We start from the raw sequence: 21168 nt of genomic DNA, 5'->3' as shown, positions 1-21168 counted from the left end.
CGGTTTTTTGTTTTATCTTTTCTGAGAAGGAGTTTCATTATGAAAGTTGTTCGAAAATTACTAGCACCCCTCTTGGTAGTGGGGATTCTCTTGACCTCTCTGATCAGTTTGCATCAGTTGAAGGCAGATAAGAAAAAAGATGTTTTTCGTATCGGTATTTCACAGTTTATTACTCATCAATCTTTGGACGCTACTAGAGAAGGTTTTGTGGACGAGTTGGCCAAGCAAGGCTATATTGAAGGGAAAAATATCGAGATTGATTTGCAAAATGCACAGGGAGAACAACGAAATCTAAAAACGATTTCCCAGCAACTAGCAGAATCTAGTGATGTCGTTCTAGCTATCGCAACGCCTTCTGCTCAGAGTTTGGCCAATACAACACAAACGACACCGGTTATCTTTTCAGCGGTAACAGATCCTGTCAGCGCCAAGTTGGTTGAGTCAAGAGAGCATCCTGGGGGCAATGTAACTGGGACAAGCGATCAGTCATCAGATGCCATTTCAACCCAAATCAATTTGATAAAGAAAGTGTTGCCAAAAGCTAAAACGATTGGAATCCTCTATACTCAGAGCGAGCCAAACTCAGTTGTCCAAAAGGATGAAGCTAAGCGCCTTCTGGAAGAAAAAGGCTTTACCGTTGTTGAAAAAACAATCTTGGACAGTAACAACGTCAAGGCTGCAGCAGAAAGCTTGATGGCAGAGGTGGATATGGTTTTTGTACCAACGGATAATATCATTTCATCAACCATGGAAACAGTTAAGCAGGTTTCTATTAAACACAAGGTTCCAGTATTCGGTGGTTCAACAGAAATGATTGCTGTTGGTGGCTTGTATAACTACGGAACCAATTATGAAGAATTGGGAAGACAGACAGCTCGCATGCTGATTCGTGTTTTAAAAGGTGAGAAGCCAGAAAATATAGCAGTTGAGTTGCCTGAAAAACTGGAATTGCATACCAATCAAGAAATGGCAGATGCACTAGGAATTGATATTAGTAAGTTAGAAAGCAAGGAATAGGGAGGTTTGAGATGAATTTTGTATTATCTAGTTTATCAGAAGGTTTGTTGTGGTCGATTATGGCGATTGGGGTCTACTTGACTTTCCGTATTTTGGATATTGCGGATATGACTGCTGAGGGATCCTTTCCACTGGGGGCGGCTGTCGTCGTATCTCAGATACAGGCAGGGACAAATCCTTGGATTGCGACTTTACTTGCTTTGCTGGCAGGTATGGTAGCAGGTCTTGTATCAGGAATGCTCCACACCAAGATGAAAATTCCAGCTCTATTGACAGGGATTGTGACCTTGACAGGGCTTTATTCCATCAATATTAAAATCATGGGAAGTGTGCCCAATCTTTCCTTGGGAGATTCTTCAACTGTCTTTAAACAGTTGGCGAGCTTGGGACTGACAACTGAAGAAGCTGTTTTCTCACTCAGTTTGGCCTGTCTCTTACTTGTTTGTTTGGTCTTGACTCTTTTGATGAAAACAGAGATTGGCTTGGTCTTGCGTTCGACTGGGGACAATATTCCGATGAGTGAGGCAAATGGGGTCAATGTAGACACCATGAAGATTGTTGGTTACATGATTTCAAACGGCTTGATTGCCCTATGTGGTTCCTTGTTTGCCCAAAATGATGGATTTTCAGATGTGACTTCTGGGACAGGAACCATTGTTGTTGGTTTGAGTGCAGTGATTATTGCGGAAGTCTTGATACACGACTTGACCATTGGAGGCCGCTTGTTATCCATCGGAATCGGTGCTATTGTATACCGTTTGATTATTTTAAATATCTATGAAATTCCAAATCTAGATCAAAACTTGGTACGTCTCTTTAATGCAATCTTGCTCGCCTTGGTTTTATTTGCGCCAGAATTGCAAAAGAGATTAAAGATTCGTGGTCTGAAATTGAGAAATGAATAGGAGGAGAAAGTTATGGCAAGTTTGTTAACACTTGAAAATATTCACAAAACATTTGAAGCAGGGACGGTCAATGAGAACCATGTTCTCAAAGGACTAGATTTAGAAGTTGAAGAGGGAGATTTTATCTCTGTAATCGGTGGAAATGGAGCAGGGAAATCCACTTTGATGAATATCTTGGCTGGCAATCTATCGGTGGACGAAGGGGACCTTTTATTGGCAGGCAAATCCATTAAAAATCTGAGTGTCAGAAAGAGAGCCAAGGATATTGCCCGTGTTTTTCAAGATCCTAAGATGGGAACAGCTTCTCGTCTGACGATTGAGGAGAATATGGCTATTGCCTTGAGACGCGGGCAGAAGAGAGGGCTTGGTTGGGGCGTGAAGGAGAAGGATAGAATCCAGTTTCAAGAAGCCTTGAAAGAGTTGAATATTGGTCTTGAAAACCGTTTGAAAGTAGATACTCAATACCTTTCAGGAGGACAAAGACAGGCCTTGACCCTAGTCATGGCAGCCTTGGTGAGACCTAAACTTTTGCTTTTGGATGAACACACTGCGGCCCTTGATCCAAAAACCAGTCAAATGGTAATGGACTTGACGCAAAAGATTGTGGAAGACCATCAGTTGACGACTTTGATGATTACCCACGATATGAACCATGCTATTGAATACGGAAATCGTCTCGTCATGCTCTATCAAGGTAAGATAGTGGTGGATGTCAAGGGAGAGGAGAAAAAGCATCTGACAGTTGAAGATCTTATGCATCTCTTCCAGAAAAATAGTGGCCAAAGTCTAGTCAGTGATGAATTAGTTTTGGGATAAAGAAAAAGGCTGAGATCTAGTGTCTCAGTCTTTTATTAGTATAAATGGATAGGCAGAAATATGAAATTGATACTCTTCTAAAATCTCTTCAAACTACGTCAGTTTTATCTGCAAGCTCAAAGCGGTGCTTTGAGCAACCTGCGGCTAGCTTCCTAGTTTGCTCTTTGATTTTCATTGAGAATGAATCTGTATAGTTGAGTGATTAATTATGACTAGAAATTCCTCAAAGGATAGACACTAGGTTTAACTGTAATCTATCAGATGGTAACTAGATATACGATATTAAAACCAGTCCTCAAGACAAAAAGGACTGGTTTGTAGTTTAGAATATTGTCTTAAAAGATATCAGTTAAATGGTAAATGAAATGCTACTACATACCAAACTTGTGTCACTCTCGGGTGAGATAGCTCTCTGATTCACTCTTAAAAGTTTGTAGTTTTAATCCTTCTTATTTTTTAATAAGAAGATTGATGTTAAGACTAAACTAAGTCCTGCTAAAAAGAGGAGTGGATTTGAGGATTCACCAGTTTCTGGAAGCTGTTCTTTGTGATGAGTATTTTCCAGCTGAGTTGGATTATCGGTAGTTGAATCCTGTTCAAAGTTTATTGAAGTTGGTTCTGAATGGGTTTCTATTGTCTTGTCGGGTGTAGTTTCTTGAGAATGGCTAGATTGATAGACTACCGCGTAGGTGCTAAAATGGCTAGTGGTAAATTCTGCCATACCTTCTCGAACTGTAAAATCAAGTGCTTCCAATTCCTTAGCTGGACTTAGGTAGTAGACATTTTCTACTTTAGATGAAATTAGTAAGCGAACCAAGACAGGGCCTTTTGGTTGCATATTGCTATTTGATTGGTTTTTGAGTTGAATATCATAAGCATCATATGTCTTACCAAATAGTTCTTGAGCTAGTACTTTCTTGCTAGAGACATATAAAATTCCCTCTAAGTTATTGCTATCACCGATAATTTCAACTCCAGTTTTTTCATCTTTTAAGATACGTGTCTGGTTTTTAGGGACACTGAGAGTTGAAGGAGATTGATTGTTATTGATTCCGATAGGTTGATTAGGTTTAGGTATGTTGACTTCAGATGGTTTGACGTGTTCAGTAGTGACGATAGGTTGAGTGTACTCAGGGACGTTTACTACAGGCGGTTGTTCCTGTCCAGCCGTTCCGATAGGTTGAGTGTATTCAGGTATGTTTACTACAGGCGGTTGTTCCTGTCCGGCTGTTCCGATAGGTTGAGTATACTCAGGGATGTTTACTACAGGTGGTTGTTCCTGTCCAGCTGTACCAATAGGGTTCGTGTACTCAGGAATTTCAACTGTAGGAGCTGGCTCATTTCCTTTGCTTGTCGTTGGTTGCTCTGTATCATTCTGGTTATCATCGACATTAGGAGTGAAGATACCAACAACTGGGCTACTTGTTGTATTTCCTTGGATAGAATAAGCCTCTATCACATTTCCAACCTTCCGATTAGTTTTATCAGGAATAGGGATTTGTACCTGATTTTCTTGGACTGATAGCACCGTCTGATCTCCAGTTGTAAGCAGGTGATGATCATCAACTTTTCGCAAAACGAGTGGATCTTTGACACCTGGGAAAGTCACAGCAATTGCTTCCCAGTCTCCGGTTGGTAGAGTTAAGGAGACAGTTTTATCATTTGTCTTAAGAGGAGCAATACTTGGAAGGTCTAAACCAATAGCTGGAGATTTTATAATATCAAATGAGTCGAGGGAAATTTTCTTGCGTCCTTCTGGTGAGTTAGGATCAACTCTCAACGTCAAGGTATGTGGACCATCAGTCAGATTTGTAAATTCTCCAATAAAGGCTCTCTTTTCAGTTGCTTCTGAAGTATAGAAATCTAAACTAGGCATCTCTTTTCCATCTAGTGTCACCAGTGCTTTGCCCAATTCAGAGGTTTTTAAACCATAAATACGAATTCCTGTACCTGTGAAGGAAATAGTTGCTTGAGATTCTGAAGCTGCACTGGATGAATTGTTATTGATATCAGCATATTTCTCTGTAGCTTCGTAGAGCTCAGGGTCGCTCCAGTTTTTAAATTGAGAACCGTATTGGATTCGAGGGTCTCTGTCATCCATTTTTTCAATAGTACGACCCTTTCCATATAGAATTTTGAAGTAGTCAAGAATGATTCTTGATCCCTCATTATCTCGTCCTTTATTAGTTCGTTTCACACTGATAGTGAGTGTATGAGGCTTTTCTGATAATCCGGTGAAGCGACCGATTAAGCTGCTTTTTTCTGTTTCTCCAGCGGTATGGAAATCAAGTTCACCTACTTCTTTACCATCGATTTTTGCAGTTGCAAGGCCTAAATCAGATGATTTTTGCCCATAAACTTCAATTCCAACTCCAGTGAAAGGAATTGTGGCAGTGATATCTTCATCAGAATAATCATAGTATGAAAGATCAGCATATTTTTCAGTTCCTCTATATAACTCTGAATCTGTCCAACTTCCAAATCCGGCACCGTATTGAATTCGACTATCTCGATCGTCCATCACTTCACTATAGGTTTCTGCATTTGCTTTTTCGGAAACTTGTGTCGAGACATCTCCGAACATTGCTTTAACAGTATAGGTATAAGCAAGCTTAGGATCTAGTGAGCTGTCGATAAAGTGAGTTTGATTGGTAACAAATTCTTTAATTACAGGAGCTTGACCTGAATCATTTTTTACTTCTCTTCGGATGATATAATTTGTCGCTCCATCTACTTGATTGAAGTTGAGTTCAGCAGCTAAGCCATTTTGTCTGGCGGCAGTTAAAAGTGTCACTCGGCCAGGGACCTGTTCGAAAGAAACAACATCGCCTTTTTGAGTAGCAAGTTGGATACGATTGTTTTTGAGAACAGTTGCTTTGATAGGTTTGCCATTAACCTTGATTTGGCTAGCTTCGATATTTGGATAGTCTACGACGAGGTCTCCACCAACATTTGAAAGGAAGGACAGATTTTGAAGATTTTTATCTTTCCACTTCATATTGACTTCAAAGTTGCCACGAGCAATTAAACCGGATACTTGTCCATCTTTCCATACATCTGGGAGGGCAGGCAATGGTGAGATATAGCCAGTATGAGATTGAAGAAGCATTTCTGAAATACCACTGGTTGCACCAAAGTTTCCATCGATTTGGAAAGGCGCGTGTGTATCCCAAAGGTTTTCAAGAGTTGAATACTTGAGCTGTTCTGCAAGTAGGCGATGGGCACGGTTACCGTCTAGCAGACGAGCCCAGAGGTTGATTTTATTTGCCTTAGACCAACCAGTCCCCCCATCACCTCGATGGTTCAAGGTAGCACGCGCGGCCTCTAAGTATTCAGCTTGGTCTTTGTTAAAGAGAGTACCTGGGAAGAGACCAACTAGGTTGGAAACATGCCGGTGATGCTTTTCTATCCCTTCATTGGTGAATTGCGGACTGTCCTCCTCGTACCATTCCTTTATCCGGCCCTCTTTGTTAATGTGTAATGGTTTTAATTTATCAAATTTATTTTTAACTTCAGTGACCAAGTCTTGATCGACATGGAGATGATTGGCAGCTTCCATATAATCGTGGAATAATTGCCAAACAAGTGATTGGTCAAAGGTATTTCCAATGGTAATAGTACCGTGTTCTGGTGAGTAAGAAGGGGAAGACACCCAACGATCACTAGATTTGTCATAATGCAAGAAGGAATTCCAAAACTTAGCTGTTTCCTTGAGCATTGGATAAATCTTTTCTTTGAGATAAGTTTCGTCCTTGGTGAATTTATAGTAGTCATAAACGTTCTGCATCATCCAGGCATTAGCTGCTGGCGACCAACCCCAATAGTAATTCCAACCCGGAGTAGTCCAGCCAAAAGGTGTTGCTTGAGTGTGGACCAGCCAACCATTTTCTTGTCCATCTTTGGATTCGATGCCAGCGTATTCCTTAGCAGCGATACGACCATAAAAGCGCATGTCATCAATATAATTGATCATTGGCTTGGCGGTTTCAGCTAGATTGCTCATGTAGGCAGGCCAATAGTTCATTTGCAAATTGACATTGAGGTGGTAGTCAGCGTTCCAAGGTGGATTGTCTACAGCATTCCAAACTCCTTGTAGGTTGGCAGGAAGGGCATCTGTGCGATCACGAGATGAACTGATCAATAAATAACGTCCGTATTGGAAGAAGAGTTCTTCCAGTTTTTGCCCTTTGGTAGGCGTATAAGTTCGAAGTGCCTCTTTTGTAGTCAGATTAGAGTTATTTCCGCCTAGATTTAATTTAACGCGGTTGAAGAGGCTTTGATAGTCTTTGATATGGTCTTGCTTTAATGCTTCGTAGTCCTTTGCTTTAGCAACCTCTACGATATTTTTAACAGTTTTTTCTAAATCAATTTCTTTTCGATAGTTGGTTTTTGGATTTTGAGCAAAGTTGGTTTTGGCACTGAGATACAAGGTGGCGTAATTTGCCCCTGTAACCGTTAAACTATCATCATGGACAGTAACTTTTCCGTCCGTTTTAATTCCTAGATAGGATGCAAACTGGAGGCCATTATCTTTGACTGTACCTTTTAGTAGGATACCATTCGGGTCTGTCGTAACATGGCCACTCTTGTAGTTAGAATACTCCGCTGAGTAGTCTCCGTTAGCAATCAAATCTTCTGTTAAGCTATTCCAAACTGTAAAATCAAGTTTTTTATCCCCTTTTTGAGTCAAGTGGGTAACTGTAACATCATCAGGGTAGCTTGAGAAGGTTTCTCTTTTAAAGGTAGTCCCATCTTGGGTGTAAGAAGTTGTAGTAGTAGCTTCTGTTATATCCAAACTACGATGATAGTCTGTGACATTCTCTAATCCTTTCTTTTGGTTGGTGAATACCATAGAGATATCACCAAAAGCTAGATAGCGACCATATTGGGGATTATTTGGACCAACTAGATTCTGTTCAGCGAGTTGTTTTGCTTTTTGACGATCTCCGTCTTCAAGAGCCTTACGAATTTCTGCTAAAATTTTATACCGCTCCTGGTAGTTTCCTCCATTATAGTCGGTACTGTCGGGACGCGGGCCACCCGACCAAAGAGTTTTTTCGTTGTATTGGATTCTCTCCTCACCGATGAGACCAAAAATCTTAGCCCCCATCTCACCATTCCCAACTGGAAGGGCTTGTTTTTCCCATCCATCATAGGAAGGAGCTGTTGGCTGATCGTAGTTGAGTTGATAGTTGTTTTGTTTTGTCACAGGTAGTTCTTGTTTTTCGGCTTCATTATTTTCGTTAGGTTTGACAATAGCTTCGGTACTTGCTTGGTTAGTTGTAGCAGAAGTAATATCAGCCTCAGCGGGTTTGCTTTCAGAAGCACTATTATCGGCTAGAACTGGTTTTGTATGATCAATTGGGTCGTTTGGCTGTGTGTGCTCAGTTGATTTACTTGCTTTCGTTACAGTGTCTGTCTTAACTGTAGTTTTCTCTAATGCAGGCTCGTTTTGCTTTACTTCGATAGTATCAGCAGAGACGGTATGACTAGCTAGAAAAACCGCTCCAAGCAAAACAGAGGCTGTGCCGACCGTTAGCTTCCGAATACTGTAGCGACAGGATTTCTCCCTCCAAATTTTTTCCATAGAAACCTCCTTTATCGATTAAAAGCGCTTTCATTTTTTAAAAAGCGAACTTTCTTGTTTCTATATTGTGTTGTTACTCTAATTTTACGAGCTAACGAGGTATTGTCAAGGGGATTTAAGGAGGATATATATTTGATATTGTTTTGTATTAAAAAAGTGGAGGAAATGAATGGTAAGAGAGTGTATTTTTTATATTATTTCTAGTTTTAACTAGAAAGATAAGCCAACTTTAATTACAGCCTACCCCTCCCTGAAAGCGTAAAACAAACTAGTCAGGGTGGCTAGTTTGTGGTATAATGAAAGAGACTCAAAAAGAAACAGGAGAAAAATGATGGATTTACTTTTAGCAATTGTATTGATTGTGCTAGCTTTTCTAGGAGGAGCTCTTGGAGGAATGTACTTGGTTCGTAAGCAAATTGAAAAAGAATTCGCTGACAACCCACGTTTGAATGCTGAAGCTGTTCGTACTCTTTTGAGTGCAAATGGTCAAAAACCAAGCGAAGCTAAGGTACAACAAGTTTACCACCAAATCATCCGCCAACAAAAAGCAGCCCTTGCTAACAATAAAAAGAAAAAATAAATAAGGAAAAGTCTGGGATGAAAGTTCCAGACTTCTCACTATGTTGGCTATGGTTTAGGGATGAGACTTTTTCCTTGCATTCTATTGATATTTGATTATGATTAAGAGAGATAGTTGTTGATTAGGATGTCATTCAGTTCATAAGGATCAATAATCATAATGAACTATCAATCAGAAAAAAGACTAGAAAGAAGACTGTATGGATAATCGACCAATTGGTTTTTTGGATTCGGGTGTCGGGGGCTTGACCGTTGTGCGCGAGCTCATGCGCCAGCTTCCCCATGAAGAAATCGTCTATATTGGAGATTCGGCACGGGCGCCCTATGGTCCCCGTCCTGCTGAGCAAATTCGTGAATATACTTGGCAGTTGGTCAACTTTCTTTTGACCAAGGATGTCAAAATGATTGTCATTGCTTGTAATACTGCGACTGCCGTCGTCTGGGAAGAAATTAAGGCTCAACTAGATATTCCTGTCCTAGGTGTTATTTTGCCAGGAGCTTCGGCAGCTATCAAGTCCAGCCAAGGTGGAAAAATCGGAGTCATTGGAACGCCTATGACGGTACAATCAGATATCTACCGCCAGAAAATCCATGATCTGGATCCGGACTTACAGGTGGAGAGTTTGGCCTGTCCCAAGTTTGCTCCCTTGGTGGAGTCTGGTGCCCTGTCAACCAGTGTCACAAAGAAAGTGGTCTATGAAACCCTGCGTCCCTTGGTTGGAAAGGTGGATAGCCTGATTTTGGGTTGTACCCATTATCCACTGCTCAGACCCATTATTCAAAATGTCATGGGGCCAAAGGTTCAGCTCATCGATAGTGGGGCAGAGTGCGTACGGGATATCTCAGTCTTACTCAATTATTTTGAAATCAATCGTGGTCGCGATGCCGGACCACTCTATCACCGTTTTTACACAACAGCCAGCAGCCAAAGTTTTGCACAAATTGGTGAAGAATGGCTTGAAAAAGAGATTCATGTGGAGCATGTAGAATTATGACAAATAAAATTTATGAATACAAGGATGACCAGGACTGGTATGTCGGAAACTATAGTATTTTTGGTGGTGTCCGAACTTTGAATGGTGATGACTTGGATTTTCCTCTATTGGAGTTTGCCCAAAGATTTCGAGATGAGGAACAAGGTTTTCCTGTTTCTGTGATTGTTTTACGCTATAGTTCTCTCTACCGTTTATTGTCTTTTGTGGTAGATATCCTCAACCAAGAAATGGGACGAAATGTGGAAGTCATCCAACGTCAAGGGGCTCTGCTCTTGGTTGAAAATGGGCAACTCCTGCATGTAGAATTGCCTAAAGAAGGGGTCAATGTTCATGATTTCTTTGAGACAAGTAAGGTCAGAGAAACCTTATTGATTGCGACTCGTAACGAAGGCAAGACCAAGGAATTCCGAGCTATCTTTGACAAGCTAGGCTACGATGTGGAAAATCTCAATGACTATACTGACTTGCCTGAAGTAGCTGAAACAGGCATGACCTTTGAAGAAAATGCCCGTCTCAAGGCAGAAACTATTTCTCAATTAACGGGCAAGATGGTTTTGGCAGATGACTCTGGTCTCAAAGTCGATGTCCTTGGTGGCTTGCCAGGTGTCTGGTCAGCTCGTTTCGCAGGTGTGGGAGCTACTGACCGTGAAAACAATGCCAAACTCTTGCACGAATTGGCCATGGTCTTTGAACTCAAGGACCGTTCGGCTCAATTCCATACAACCCTAGTCGTAGCCAGCCCAAACAAGGAAAGTTTGGTTGTTGAAGCAGACTGGCCAGGATACATTAACTTTGAACCTAAGGGTGAAAATGGCTTCGGCTATGACCCTCTCTTCCTTGTAGGAGAGACAGGCAAGTCCTCAGCTGAATTAACCCTTGAAGAAAAAAATAGTCAATCTCACCGTGCCTTAGCCGTTAAGAAACTTTTGGAGGTATTTCCATCATGGCAAAGCAAACCATCATTGTAATGAGCGATTCCCATGGCGATAGCTTGATTGTGGAAGAAATCCGTGATCGCTATGTAGGCAAAGTTGATGCCGTTTTTCATAACGGCGATTCTGAACTGCGTCCTGATTCTCCCCTTTGGGAAGGCATCCGTGTTGTTAAAGGGAACATGGACTTCTACGCCGGCTACCCAGAACGTTTGGTGACCGAGCTTGGTTCGACCAAGATTATCCAAACCCATGGTCACTTGTTTGACATCAATTTCAACTTTCAAAAGTTGGACTACTGGGCTCAGGAAGAAGAGGCCGATATCTGTCTCTATGGTCACTTGCATGTGCCAAGTGCTTGGATGGAAGGCAAGACACTCTTTCTAAATCCAGGTTCTATCAGTCAACCACGTGGGACCATCAGAGAATGTCTCTATGCTCGTGTGGAGATTGATGATAGTTATTTCAAAGTGGACTTTTTGACACGAGACCATGAGGTGTATCCGGGCTTGTCCAAGGAGTTTAGCCGATGATTGCCAAGGAGTTTGAGACTTTCTTGTTGGGGCAGGAGGAAACTTTTTTGACCCCTGCTGGAAATCTGGCCGTGTTGATTGATACCCACAATGCGGATCATGCGACCCTCTTGCTCAGTCAGATGACCTACACCCGTGTTCCCGTTGTGACAGATGAAAAACAGTTTGTTGGAACGATTGGGCTCAGAGATATTATGGCTTATCAGATGGAGCATGATTTGAGTCAAGAAATCATGGCAGATACGGATATTGTTCATATGACGAGAACGGACGTAGCGGTCGTCTCGCCTGATTTCACCATTACGGAGGTCTTGCACAAGCTGGTAGATGAGTCTTTCTTACCGGTTGTAGATGCGTCTGGTATTTTCCAAGGAATTATCACGCGCAAGTCTATCCTCAAGGCAGTCAATGCCCTCTTGCATGACTTTAGTAAGGAATATGAGATTCGATGCAAATGAGAGATAGGATTTCAGCCTTTTTAGAAGAAAAGCAGGGCTTGTCTGTCAACTCAAAGCAGTCCTATAAGTATGATTTGGAACAATTTTTAGATATTATAGGAGAGCGGATTTCTGAGACCAGTCTCAAGATTTACCAAGCTCAGCTAGCCAATCTAAAAATCAGCGCCCAGAAGCGGAAGATTTCGGCCTGTAACCAATTTCTCTACTTTCTCTATCAAAAAGGAGAAGTGGATAGCTTTTATCGTTTGGAATTAGCCAAACAAGCTGAAAAGAAGACCGCAAAACCAGAACTGTTAAACCTAGACTCTTTTTGGCAGGAAAGTGACTATCCAGAGGGGCGTTTACTGGCTCTTCTTATCTTAGAAATGGGGCTCTTGCCCAGTGAGATTTTAGCCCTCAAGGTTGAGGATATCAATCTGGATTTTCAGGTGTTGCGAATCAAGAAGGCTTCCCAACAGAGGATTGTGACCATTCCCACGACCTTGCTTTCAGAATTGGAACCCTTGATGGGCCAGACCTATCTCTTTGAAAGGGGAGGGAAAGCCTATTCCCGTCAGTGGGCCTTCCGTCAGTTAGAAGCTTTTGTCAAGGAGAAAGGTTTTCCAGCACTATCAGCTCAAGCCCTACGGGAACAGTTCATTCTAAGACAAATAGAAAACAAGGTCGATTTGTACGAAATTGCAAAAAAATTAGGATTAAAAACAGTCCTGACCTTAGAAAAATATAGATAATGGATATTAAACTAAAAGATTTTGAAGGGCCCCTGGACTTGCTCTTGCACCTGGTTTCTAAGTACCAGATGGATATCTACGATGTGCCCATTACGGAAGTCATCGAACAGTATCTAGCCTATGTTTCAACCCTGCAAGCCATGCGTCTGGAAGTGACGGGCGAGTACATGGTGATGGCCAGTCAGCTCATGCTGATCAAGAGTCGCAAGCTCTTGCCAAAGGTAGCGGAAGTGACAGACTTGGAGGATGACCTGGAGCAGGATCTTCTCTCTCAAATCGAAGAATACCGCAAATTCAAGCTCTTGGGGGAGCATTTGGAAGCCAAGCACCAAGAACGGGCCCAGTACTATTCCAAAGCACCGACAGAGTTGATTTACGAAGATGCGGAGCTTGTGCATGACAGGACGACCATTGACCTCTTTTTGGCTTTTTCAAATATCCTAGCAAAGAAAAAAGAGGAGTTTGCACAAAATCACACGACCATCTTGCGGGATGAGTATAAGATTGAGGACATGATGGTCATCGTGAAAGAGTCCTTGACTGGACGAGATCAGTTGCGCTTGCAGGATTTGTTCAAGGAAGCCCAGAATATCCAAGAGGTCATCACCCTCTTTTTGGCAACCCTAGAGTTAATCAAAACCCAGGAGCTGATTCTTGTGCAAGAGGAAAGTTTCGGAGATATTTATCTCATGGAAAAGAAGGAAGAAAGTCAAGTGGCGCAAAGCTAGACTTGATAGAGAGGAAAGATGAGTACTTTAGCAAAAATAGAAGCGCTCTTGTTTGTAGCGGGTGAAGATGGGATTAGAGTCCGCCAGTTAGCTGAGCTCCTCTCTCTGCCACCGACAGGCATCCAACAGAGTTTAGAAAAATTAGCCCAGAAGTATGAAAAGGACCCAGATTCCAGTTTGGCTCTGATTGAGACAGGGGGAGCTTATAGATTGGTGACCAAGCCTCAATTTGCAGAGATTTTGAAGGAATACTCTAAGGCGCCTATCAACCAGAGTTTATCTCGGGCTGCCCTTGAGACCTTGTCCATCATTGCCTACAAACAGCCCATCACACGGATAGAGATTGATGCCATCCGTGGTGTCAACTCGAGTGGGGCCTTGGCAAAGTTGCAGGCCTTTGACTTGATACGAGAAGACGGGAAAAAAGAAGTGTTGGGTCGCCCCAACCTCTATGTGACTACAGATTATTTCCTAGATTACATGGGGATAAATCATTTGGAAGAATTACCAGTGATTGATGAGCTTGAGATTCAAGCCCAAGAAAGCCAATTATTTGGTGAAAGGATAGAAGAAGATGAGAATCAATAAGTATATTGCCCACGCAGGTGTGGCCAGTAGGAGAAAAGCAGAAGAGTTGATCAAGCAAGGTTTGGTGACGGTTAACGGCCAAGTGGTACGTGAACTAGCAACCACTATCAAGTCAGGCGACAAGGTCGAAGTTGAAGGTCAACCTATCTACAACGAAGAAAAGGTCTATTATCTGCTTAACAAACCACGCGGTGTCATTTCCAGTGTGACAGATGACAAGGGCCGCAAGACGGTTGTCGACCTCTTGCCCAACGTGAAAGAGCGCATCTACCCTGTAGGTCGTTTGGACTGGGATACATCAGGGGTCTTGATTTTGACCAATGATGGGGATTTTACGGATGAAATGATTCACCCTCGTAATGAGATTGACAAGGTTTATGTCGCGCGTGTTAAAGGTGTGGCCAATAAGGATAATCTCCGCCCCTTGACCCGTGGACTTGAGATTGATGGTAAGAAAACCAAGCCGGCTGTCTATGAGATTCTCAAAGTGGATCCAGTCAAAAACCGCTCTGTGGTGCAGTTGACTATCCATGAAGGGCGTAACCACCAGGTTAAAAAGATGTTTGAAGCTGTCGGTCTTCAAGTGGACAAGTTGTCACGTACCCGTTTTGGACATCTAGACTTGACAGGACTCCGTCCAGGAGAATCCCGTCGTCTTAATAAAAAAGAAATCAGCCAACTACACACCATGGCTGTAACCAAGAAATAATGAAACGATTTTTAATAGCGCCTGTGCGCTTTTACCAACGGTTTATCTCACCAGCCTTTCCACCCTCTTGTCGCTTTGAGCCGACTTGTTCCAACTACATGATTCAGGCTATTGAGAAACATGGCTTCAAGGGTGTTTTGATGGGCTTGGCTCGGATTTTACGTTGCCACCCCTGGTCGAAAACAGGTAAGGACCCCGTCCCAGACCATTTTTCCCTTAAACGAAATCAAGAAGAAAAATGAGGCTGGGTAAAAATATTTTAGTGAAATGATAAAAAACGCATCCTATCAGGTTTGAGTGAGCTTGATAGGATGCGTTTTATCATGTAAAGATGTGATTGAGTTTAAAGTAGCTTATTTCAAGGCTTTTTGTGCGTCTTCAATCATAAGTTTGATTGATTCAAGTCCGCCTCCGCTTAGATACCAGAGGTCTGGTGTTAGTTGGATAATCTTGCCATTTTTAGCAGCAGGAGTTTCAGCGATAAGGGCATTTTCTAGGACACCGTCGTTGCTAGAGTTGTCCCCACCGATGGCAAGGGTACGGTTGATGACAAAGAGGATGTCAGGATTGATTTCTTTGACACTTTCAAAGCTGACTTCTTGTCCGTGGCGAGAATCTTCAAATTGAGTATCAGTTGGCTTGAATTTCAAGGTTTGGTACAAGAAAGAGAAACGAGATTGGGCACCAAAGGCAGCCATTTTTCCTTCGTTGAGGAGGATGGCAAGGGCTTTTTTGTCAGAGCTTTCATTTTTAGTAGCGACTTCTTGGATGTTCTTGTCTAGCTTGGCCAATTCTTCCTTGGCTTTCTGTGTACCAGTTTCACCGAAGGCGCTTGCTAGGGATTCGATATTAGCCTTGGTAGAAGTCCAGTAGTCATCTTTGCCTGCTTGGAAGAGAACAGTCGGAGCGATTTCGTTGAACTTATCTACGAATTTTTGGGTACGTGGTGAAGCGATAATTAGGTCTGGTTCAAGAGCAGCAAGGGCTTCTAGGTCTGGCTCAACCATAGAACCAACATTTTTAACTTTTCCAGCTAGGTCTTTAAGATAAGTCGGAACAGTTTTTGTAGGCATTCCGACGATATTCTTTTCAAAACCTAAAGCGCGAATAGTATCCGCAGCACCGAGGTCAAAGGTCACAATCTTTTCAGGGACTTTTGAAAGTGTGACTTCGTCCAGTGAGCTTTTAATAGTCACTTCTGTTGGAGCAGAGCTGCTTGTTTCCGACTTACTAGTGCTTGAGTTTGTGTTTGTACTACATGCACCAAGTAGGAGCAAGAAACTAGCTATTAGGGCAGTGAGGTAAAGTTTAAGGGATGTTTTCATGATTTCTCCTTTTTAAAATGTGATAACGATTTAGGGAGTCTCTAGGTTTTATTGACTAAGAGACAAAGTTTCTTCTAACTCGAGTTTCTGAGTTGCTAGCTATAGATGCAGATCTTTTTGCCATTGATATCAGCCAGCGTGATGGGAATCTCGTAAAGTTGACTGAGCAGGTCAGCCTGCATGATTTGATCTGTTCTTCCCTTGCTAAAGACTTGACCGTCCTTGAAGGCGACAATTTCATCTGCATACTGACTGGCCATGTTGATATCGTGGAGGACGATGATAATGGTCTTGCCGAGTTCCTCCACCAGTCGCTTGAGAATCTGCATCATACTAACACTTTGCTTGATATCGAGATTGTTGAGTGGTTCGTCTAGCAAGATAAAGTCTGTATCCTGGGCCAGTACCATAGCGATAAAGACCCGTTGGAGCTGGCCTCCAGACAGGCTATCGATGTAGCGGTCTTTTAGGTTGGTCAGTTCCAGATAGTTCAGAGTTTCTCGGATTTTTTCCCAATCTTCTGGTCTCAGTCGACCTCGGCTGTAGGGAAAACGTCCAAAACTGACCAGTTCTTCAACAGTCAATTTGGCTTGGTAATTGATTTTCTGCTTTAGGATAGTCAGTTCTTGAGCCAGTTCTTGCGAATTCCAACTCTCGATTTCACGGCCTTTGATACTGAGAATTCCCTGATCTTTCTTGGTCAGTCTGCTCATGATGGAGAGGAGAGTCGATTTTCCAGCACCATTTGGACCAATGAAGGCTGTCAGTTTCTGAGGACTGACTTCAAGCGAAATGCCTTGCAAAATATCCTGTTTTTGAATGGATTTGTCAATGTTTTTCAGTTTCACCGACGCGCCCTCCTATAAAGTAAGATAAAGAATAAGAAGCCACCCACGCTCTCGATGATCATGCTGATGCGAATTTCTAGTGCAAAGACTCGTTCAATCAGGGCTTGCCCCAAGGTCAAACTAATAAATCCAATTAGAACGGCTACGATAAAGAGCAACTTGTGCCGATAATCTTTGACAATCAGGTAGGTGAGGTTGGCCAGCATAAAGCCGAAGAAGGCCATAGGCCCTACCAAGGCAGTAGCCGTTGAAGTCAAAAGCACGATGCCCCAGAGGAGCTCTCTCTGTTCTTTTTCAACATCGAGTCCCAGTATCTGAGCCGTTTCTCTTTGTAGGTGCAAGACATCCAGAATGACTGCTTTTCGAAAGAAAAAGATTGTCAAGATGAGTATGATCAGAGAACCGATGGCTAGGATGGAAGTGTTGAGATGCTGAAAGGAGGCAAAGAGACTGTTCTGCAGTTTATCGTATTCATTTGGATCCATCAGGACTTGGAGGAAGGTACTGATATTTCGAAAGAGACTTCCGAGGGCTAGACAGATTAGCAGAATGAAGACCAGGTCTTGCTTCATCAGTGCCTTCAAGTAGCCTTGTAAGGCGAGAAAGAAGAGGGATTGAAGCAAAAGCAAGACTAGAAATTCTAAGATAGGAGACTTCCCAAGTTGAAGAAATTTGCTTTCAAAAACCAGTAGTAGGGTTTGTAGTAGGACGTAGAAAGATTCGATTCCCAAAATACTAGGTGTCAGGAAGCGATTTTCCGTCAGGGTTTGAAAACTAATGGTCGAAATCCCTGTCGCGATGGCTACCAAGAGATAAACGATGATTTTTTGGGAACGCAGTTTCCAGGCAAAGGCAGACAGGTGGGTGATGGGCCAAAAGTAGAGAAGACAAGCTCCGATTGCCAGAATAATGAGAAGCCAGAAGAGCTTGGTATGTTTGCTTTTAGACGGCATCTTTTCGTCCCCCTCTCCAGAGAAGTAGAATAAAGACAAGGCTACCGATGATTCCTAGTAGGAGACTGACAGATAGCTCATAGGGTCGGATCAAGACTCGAGAGAGGATGTCGCAGGCCAGAACCAGATTGGCACCGACCAGTACGACCATGAGTTTGGTTTGACTCAAATTATCTCCATAACGCTTGCGAACAAGATTGGGAACAATAACTCCGAGGAAAGGTAAGCCACCTACGGTAATCATGGTGACGCTTGTCGTTAGCGCAACCAGAAAGAGGGTCAGTTTTTCAAGTAGGGAGTAAGAAATCCCCAAACTCTCACTGGTTTCCTTGCCCAGATTCATGATGGTAAAGGTTTGGGACAATTTCCAAACGGCTATCAGGATAATGAGGCCTAAGAAGAGCCACTCATATTGATGGGTCTGAATCATGGAGAAGGAGCCCTGGGTCCAAGCAGTCATACTCTGAACCAGATTGAAACGATAGGCGATAACTTCTGTCACAGAACCGATAATCCCACTATAAATGATCCCAATCAAGGGCAACATCCACCTTTCCTTTACGGTAAAAATAGTCATAAAGGCCAGAAAGAAGAGGGTGAATACAATGGATGATCCAAAAGCAAAGACCATCTTTTGGGTCAGACTAGCCGACGGAAAGACAAAGAGGCTCAGTACCATTCCTAGTTTGGCGGCTTCAGTCGTTCCAACTGTACTTGGAGCAGCAAACTGATTTTGAGTGATAGTCTGCATGAGAAGTCCTGCCATACTCATACTAGAGGCAGTCAGGAGAATGCTAATCGTCCTTGGAAGACGGGACTCTTGAAAGAGAAGCCAAGTTTCATGATCCAGAGCAAAGAGTTTTCCCCATGAAAAATCACTGGTCCCAATGCTAATAGAGAGAAAGACTAGGAGTAGAAGTAAGCCAATTAAATAATGAGAAAGTTTCATGCCCCGTCCTTTCATGTAGATTTGGTATCGAAAGATACCTGCGGATATTACTGTAACACGATTTCTTTAATCTGTCAATAAATTTTCTGACAATTTAATGAATAAAACAAGGAGAGAGCACTAGGACTTTCTCCTCTGTTTTCTTATTCCAAAATGTTTTTCCCCTCTTTCACACGCCAACGATAATCAGATAAAATAATATCTTCGAGGGAGTAGCTAGCCTTCCAATCAAGGTATTGTTTAGCTTTTGATGCGTCTGCTAGGACGCTAGCTGGGTCACCAGCACGACGAGCAACAATCTCGTGTGGGATTTTTTGATCCAGCAATTCTTCAGCAGTTTTAAAGATTTCTTTGACAGTATAGCCTTTCTCAGTTCCTAAGTTAAAGATTTGAGAAGAACTGTTTTCTTGAAAGAGATAGTTCATCCCTTTAACGTGGGCTTGTGCAAGGTCCAATACATGAATGTAATCCCGAATACATGAACCGTCACGTGTATCGTAGTCATCTCCAAATATTTTTAAGCTATCATTTTGTCCCAATGCGGTCTTGTTGATATTTGGAATGATATGAGTTGGATTTTTCACACGCAGACCGTTTGAAGCATCCATTTCAGCTCCAGCTACATTAAAGTAACGGAAAATGACATATTTCCAATCGTAGCGATTGGCCATCCAGTAAATCATTCGTTCACCCATCAGTTTTGTTTCTGCATAAGGGTTGACAGGGTCGAGCAGGGTATCTTCAGTTGCTGGCTTGTCAATACAGTTATTACCATAGAGAGATGCAGTCGAAGAGAACATGATTTTTTGGATGTCCACTTCAGATAAGACTTTGAGAACTTGGTTCATACCAGCAACATTGGCAGTGAAGTATTTGCTTGGATTTTCAATACTTTCGCTCACAACAATTTCACCTGCGCAATGTAGAACAGCATCAATTTGATTTTCTTCTAAATAGGCTTTTAGGGCACTAGCATCATAAACATCCAGTTGTTTAAAGCTAGCACGACTATCCACAGCCGAACGATTTCCTGTAGAGAGATTATCGAGGACATGCACCTGATAGCCAGCATTTAAAAGAGCTTTAACGGTATGGGAGCCAATATAGCCAGCTCCACCTGTAACAAGAATTGTTTTTGTCATGATTTTTTCCTTTTCCTAGTTTTGTACTATTTTAAAGAAAGAGGGAAGGAAAGTCAACTATTTTCTGCAATTTTCATGAAAATACAAATAATCACAATCCAGAGTTGTTTTTCGTTTGGAAATTAAAGATTTGATTAATCTTGGAATATCTCTTAGATTTCACTTCATATGCAAGAGAATACTATCCTTTTCTAAGATAGAGAAAGACTAAGATACTAATTTAGAAATCCACCTTCCCGCTATCCTTCTCCTATAAAAAGTGGTAAAATGGATGAAAGAAAGAAGGAACTGAAATGACAACATTATTTTCAAAAATCAAAGAAGTAACAGAACTTGCTGCGATCTCAGGTCATGAAGCGCCTGTCCGTGCTTATCTTCGTGAAAAGTTGACACCACACGTGGATGAAGTGGTGACAGATGGCTTGGGTGGTATTTTCGGGATTAAACATTCAGAAGCTGCGGATGCGCCGCGCGTCTTGGTCGCTTCTCACATGGATGAAGTTGGTTTTATGGTCAGCGAGATTAAGCCAGACGGTACCTTCCGTGTCGTAGAAATCGGTGGTTGGAATCCTATGGTAGTCAGCAGCCAACGTTTCAAACTCTTGACTCGTGATGGTCGTGAAATTCCTGTGATTTCGGGTTCTGTTCCGCCACATTTGACTCGTGGTAAGGGCGGACCAACCATGCCAGCTATTGCAGATATCGTCTTTGATGGCGGTTTTGCGGATAAGGCTGAGGCAGAAAGCTTTGGCATCCGTCCTGGCGATACCATCGTACCAGATAGTTCTGCAATCTTGACAGCCAATGAAAAAAATATCATCTCAAAAGCTTGGGACAACCGCTACGGTGTTCTTATGGTTAGCGAGTTGGCGGAAGCCCTGTCAGGTCAAAAACTTGGCAATGAACTCTATCTGGGTTCTAACGTCCAAGAAGAGGTTGGTCTTCGTGGTGCTCATACATCTACAACTAAGTTTGATCCAGAAGTCTTCCTAGCAGTTGACTGCTCACCTGCTGGTGATGTTTATGGTGGTCAAGGCAAGATTGGAGATGGAACCTTGATTCGTTTCTACGACCCAGGTCACTTGCTTCTCCCAGGAATGAAGGATTTCCTTTTGACAACGGCTGAAGAAGCTGGTATCAAGTACCAATACTACTGTGGAAAAGGCGGAACAGACGCTGGCGCAGCTCATCTGAAAAATGGTGGTGTCCCATCTACAACAATCGGTGTTTGCGCTCGTTATATCCATTCTCATCAAACCCTCTACGCTATGGATGACTTCTTAGAAGCTCAAGCTTTCTTGCAAGCCTTGGTGAAAAAATTGGATCGTTCAACGGTTGATTTGATTAAAAATTATTAAACCATAAGGGAGGTG

Annotated in this window: 20 protein-coding genes; 14 read left to right on the top strand and 6 right to left on the bottom strand. The window is 42.4% G+C overall.

What is annotated here, in order from left to right; genetic code table 11:
• Positions 1 to 39 precede the first annotated feature (39 nt).
• Genes N8L39_RS06630 through N8L39_RS06620 form a run of 3 tightly spaced genes read left to right on the top strand, consistent with a single transcriptional unit; the run spans position 40 to position 2738 of the window.
• On the top strand, positions 40 to 1017 hold the full coding sequence (locus N8L39_RS06630) for an ABC transporter substrate-binding protein (RefSeq protein WP_000869834.1): 978 nt from the start codon (positions 40 to 42) through the stop codon (positions 1015 to 1017).
• 11 nt (positions 1018 to 1028) lie between these two features.
• A complete protein-coding gene (locus N8L39_RS06625; protein WP_261010454.1) occupies positions 1029 to 1922 on the top strand; it encodes an ABC transporter permease in 894 nt (297 codons plus the stop codon).
• Positions 1923 to 1934: 12 nt separating this feature from the next.
• On the top strand, positions 1935 to 2738 hold the full coding sequence (locus N8L39_RS06620; protein WP_261010455.1) for an ABC transporter ATP-binding protein: 804 nt from the start codon (positions 1935 to 1937) through the stop codon (positions 2736 to 2738).
• A 439-nt stretch (positions 2739 to 3177) separates the two neighbouring features.
• Here N8L39_RS06620 and N8L39_RS06615 read toward each other — a convergent pair whose 3' ends face one another.
• Positions 3178 to 8325: an SIALI-17 repeat-containing surface protein gene (locus N8L39_RS06615; RefSeq protein ID WP_261010456.1), complete on the bottom strand. Its 5148-nt coding sequence runs from the start codon at positions 8323 to 8325 to the stop codon at positions 3178 to 3180.
• Positions 8326 to 8656: 331 nt separating this feature from the next.
• Here N8L39_RS06615 and N8L39_RS06610 point away from each other — a divergent pair, with 331 nt between their 5' ends.
• The 10 genes from N8L39_RS06610 to yidD all read left to right on the top strand — a co-directional run bounded on the left by N8L39_RS06610 (position 8657) and on the right by yidD (position 14820).
• Positions 8657 to 8905, top strand: a complete 249-nt coding sequence (locus N8L39_RS06610) for a YneF family protein (RefSeq protein WP_000364990.1) — start codon at positions 8657 to 8659, stop codon at positions 8903 to 8905.
• 199 nt (positions 8906 to 9104) lie between these two features.
• Positions 9105 to 9899, top strand: a complete 795-nt coding sequence (gene racE, locus N8L39_RS06605; RefSeq protein WP_054378471.1) for a glutamate racemase — start codon at positions 9105 to 9107, stop codon at positions 9897 to 9899.
• Entirely contained in the window at positions 9896 to 10867 is a 972-nt protein-coding gene (locus N8L39_RS06600; protein WP_261010457.1) for a nucleoside-triphosphate diphosphatase, read from the top strand. Before racE ends, N8L39_RS06600 begins: the two co-directional genes overlap by 4 nt.
• Complete coding sequence (locus N8L39_RS06595; protein WP_001118952.1) at positions 10843 to 11364, top strand: metallophosphoesterase; 522 nt, start codon at positions 10843 to 10845, stop codon at positions 11362 to 11364. The genes N8L39_RS06600 and N8L39_RS06595 overlap by 25 nt, the downstream gene beginning before the upstream one ends.
• On the top strand, positions 11361 to 11822 hold the full coding sequence (gene cbpB / locus N8L39_RS06590; RefSeq protein ID WP_261010458.1) for a cyclic-di-AMP-binding protein CbpB: 462 nt from the start codon (positions 11361 to 11363) through the stop codon (positions 11820 to 11822). The genes N8L39_RS06595 and cbpB overlap by 4 nt, the downstream gene beginning before the upstream one ends.
• Positions 11819 to 12553, top strand: a complete 735-nt coding sequence (xerD, locus tag N8L39_RS06585) for a site-specific tyrosine recombinase XerD (protein WP_306800154.1) — start codon at positions 11819 to 11821, stop codon at positions 12551 to 12553. Before cbpB ends, xerD begins: the two co-directional genes overlap by 4 nt.
• The gene (locus N8L39_RS06580) at positions 12553 to 13281 is read left to right on the top strand and encodes a segregation/condensation protein A (RefSeq protein ID WP_261010460.1); all 729 of its coding nucleotides are present in this window, start codon (positions 12553 to 12555) and stop codon (positions 13279 to 13281) included. The genes xerD and N8L39_RS06580 overlap by 1 nt, the downstream gene beginning before the upstream one ends.
• An 18-nt stretch (positions 13282 to 13299) precedes the next feature.
• Positions 13300 to 13869, top strand: coding sequence for an SMC-Scp complex subunit ScpB (gene scpB, locus N8L39_RS06575; RefSeq protein WP_000105303.1), 570 nt, complete (start codon positions 13300 to 13302; stop codon positions 13867 to 13869).
• Positions 13856 to 14578 (top strand): pseudouridine synthase, encoded by a 723-nt coding sequence (locus N8L39_RS06570; RefSeq protein ID WP_001222228.1) that lies wholly within the window; start codon positions 13856 to 13858, stop codon positions 14576 to 14578. Before scpB ends, N8L39_RS06570 begins: the two co-directional genes overlap by 14 nt.
• Positions 14578 to 14820, top strand: a complete 243-nt coding sequence (yidD, locus tag N8L39_RS06565) for a membrane protein insertion efficiency factor YidD (protein WP_261010461.1) — start codon at positions 14578 to 14580, stop codon at positions 14818 to 14820. The genes N8L39_RS06570 and yidD overlap by 1 nt, the downstream gene beginning before the upstream one ends.
• A gap of 111 nt (positions 14821 to 14931) precedes the next feature.
• On the opposite strand, the gene N8L39_RS06560 is transcribed toward yidD, so the two are convergent.
• The 5 genes from N8L39_RS06560 to galE form a co-directional block, all read right to left on the bottom strand.
• Complete coding sequence (locus tag N8L39_RS06560) at positions 14932 to 15903, bottom strand: siderophore ABC transporter substrate-binding protein (RefSeq protein WP_261010462.1); 972 nt, start codon at positions 15901 to 15903, stop codon at positions 14932 to 14934.
• A 95-nt stretch (positions 15904 to 15998) separates the two neighbouring features.
• Entirely contained in the window at positions 15999 to 16751 is a 753-nt protein-coding gene (locus N8L39_RS06555; RefSeq protein ID WP_261010463.1) for an iron ABC transporter ATP-binding protein, read from the bottom strand.
• A complete protein-coding gene (locus N8L39_RS06550) occupies positions 16748 to 17704 on the bottom strand; it encodes an iron chelate uptake ABC transporter family permease subunit (RefSeq protein WP_261010464.1) in 957 nt (318 codons plus the stop codon). Before N8L39_RS06550 ends, N8L39_RS06555 begins: the two co-directional genes overlap by 4 nt.
• Complete coding sequence (locus N8L39_RS06545) at positions 17694 to 18653, bottom strand: ABC transporter permease (RefSeq protein ID WP_261010465.1); 960 nt, start codon at positions 18651 to 18653, stop codon at positions 17694 to 17696. The genes N8L39_RS06550 and N8L39_RS06545 overlap by 11 nt, the downstream gene beginning before the upstream one ends.
• 143 nt (positions 18654 to 18796) lie before the next feature.
• Positions 18797 to 19795 (bottom strand): UDP-glucose 4-epimerase GalE, encoded by a 999-nt coding sequence (gene galE / locus N8L39_RS06540; protein ID WP_261010466.1) that lies wholly within the window; start codon positions 19793 to 19795, stop codon positions 18797 to 18799.
• A gap of 293 nt (positions 19796 to 20088) precedes the next feature.
• On the opposite strand from galE, the gene pepA reads away from it, so the two are divergent.
• Positions 20089 to 21153 (top strand): glutamyl aminopeptidase, encoded by a 1065-nt coding sequence (gene pepA / locus N8L39_RS06535; RefSeq protein ID WP_000209170.1) that lies wholly within the window; start codon positions 20089 to 20091, stop codon positions 21151 to 21153.
• Positions 21154 to 21168 lie beyond the last annotated feature (15 nt).

Origin of the sequence: Streptococcus mitis, assembly GCF_946190285.1 — a bacterium.
GTDB classification, from domain to species: domain Bacteria; phylum Bacillota; class Bacilli; order Lactobacillales; family Streptococcaceae; genus Streptococcus; species Streptococcus mitis_CP.
This window is presented reverse-complemented; position numbering and strand designations above follow the sequence as displayed.

Excerpts from the sequence above, each read along its gene's own strand:
- N8L39_RS06630 (WP_000869834.1), top strand. The coding sequence starts at position 40 with ATGAAAGTTGTTCGAAAATTACTAGCACCCCTCTTGGTAGTGGGGATT.
- N8L39_RS06625 (WP_261010454.1), top strand. The coding sequence starts at position 1,029 with ATGAATTTTGTATTATCTAGTTTATCAGAAGGTTTGTTGTGGTCGATT.
- N8L39_RS06620 (WP_261010455.1), top strand. The coding sequence starts at position 1,935 with ATGGCAAGTTTGTTAACACTTGAAAATATTCACAAAACATTTGAAGCA.
- N8L39_RS06615 (WP_261010456.1), bottom strand. The coding sequence starts at position 8,325 with ATGGAAAAAATTTGGAGGGAGAAATCCTGTCGCTACAGTATTCGGAAG.
- N8L39_RS06610 (WP_000364990.1), top strand. The coding sequence starts at position 8,657 with ATGGATTTACTTTTAGCAATTGTATTGATTGTGCTAGCTTTTCTAGGA.
- racE (WP_054378471.1), top strand. The coding sequence starts at position 9,105 with ATGGATAATCGACCAATTGGTTTTTTGGATTCGGGTGTCGGGGGCTTG.
- N8L39_RS06600 (WP_261010457.1), top strand. The coding sequence starts at position 9,896 with ATGACAAATAAAATTTATGAATACAAGGATGACCAGGACTGGTATGTC.
- N8L39_RS06595 (WP_001118952.1), top strand. The coding sequence starts at position 10,843 with ATGGCAAAGCAAACCATCATTGTAATGAGCGATTCCCATGGCGATAGC.
- cbpB (WP_261010458.1), top strand. The coding sequence starts at position 11,361 with ATGATTGCCAAGGAGTTTGAGACTTTCTTGTTGGGGCAGGAGGAAACT.
- xerD (WP_306800154.1), top strand. The coding sequence starts at position 11,819 with ATGAGAGATAGGATTTCAGCCTTTTTAGAAGAAAAGCAGGGCTTGTCT.
- N8L39_RS06580 (WP_261010460.1), top strand. The coding sequence starts at position 12,553 with ATGGATATTAAACTAAAAGATTTTGAAGGGCCCCTGGACTTGCTCTTG.
- scpB (WP_000105303.1), top strand. The coding sequence starts at position 13,300 with ATGAGTACTTTAGCAAAAATAGAAGCGCTCTTGTTTGTAGCGGGTGAA.
- N8L39_RS06570 (WP_001222228.1), top strand. The coding sequence starts at position 13,856 with ATGAGAATCAATAAGTATATTGCCCACGCAGGTGTGGCCAGTAGGAGA.
- yidD (WP_261010461.1), top strand. The coding sequence starts at position 14,578 with ATGAAACGATTTTTAATAGCGCCTGTGCGCTTTTACCAACGGTTTATC.
- N8L39_RS06560 (WP_261010462.1), bottom strand. The coding sequence starts at position 15,903 with ATGAAAACATCCCTTAAACTTTACCTCACTGCCCTAATAGCTAGTTTC.
- N8L39_RS06550 (WP_261010464.1), bottom strand. The coding sequence starts at position 17,704 with ATGCCGTCTAAAAGCAAACATACCAAGCTCTTCTGGCTTCTCATTATT.
- N8L39_RS06545 (WP_261010465.1), bottom strand. The coding sequence starts at position 18,653 with ATGAAACTTTCTCATTATTTAATTGGCTTACTTCTACTCCTAGTCTTT.
- galE (WP_261010466.1), bottom strand. The coding sequence starts at position 19,795 with ATGACAAAAACAATTCTTGTTACAGGTGGAGCTGGCTATATTGGCTCC.
- pepA (WP_000209170.1), top strand. The coding sequence starts at position 20,089 with ATGACAACATTATTTTCAAAAATCAAAGAAGTAACAGAACTTGCTGCG.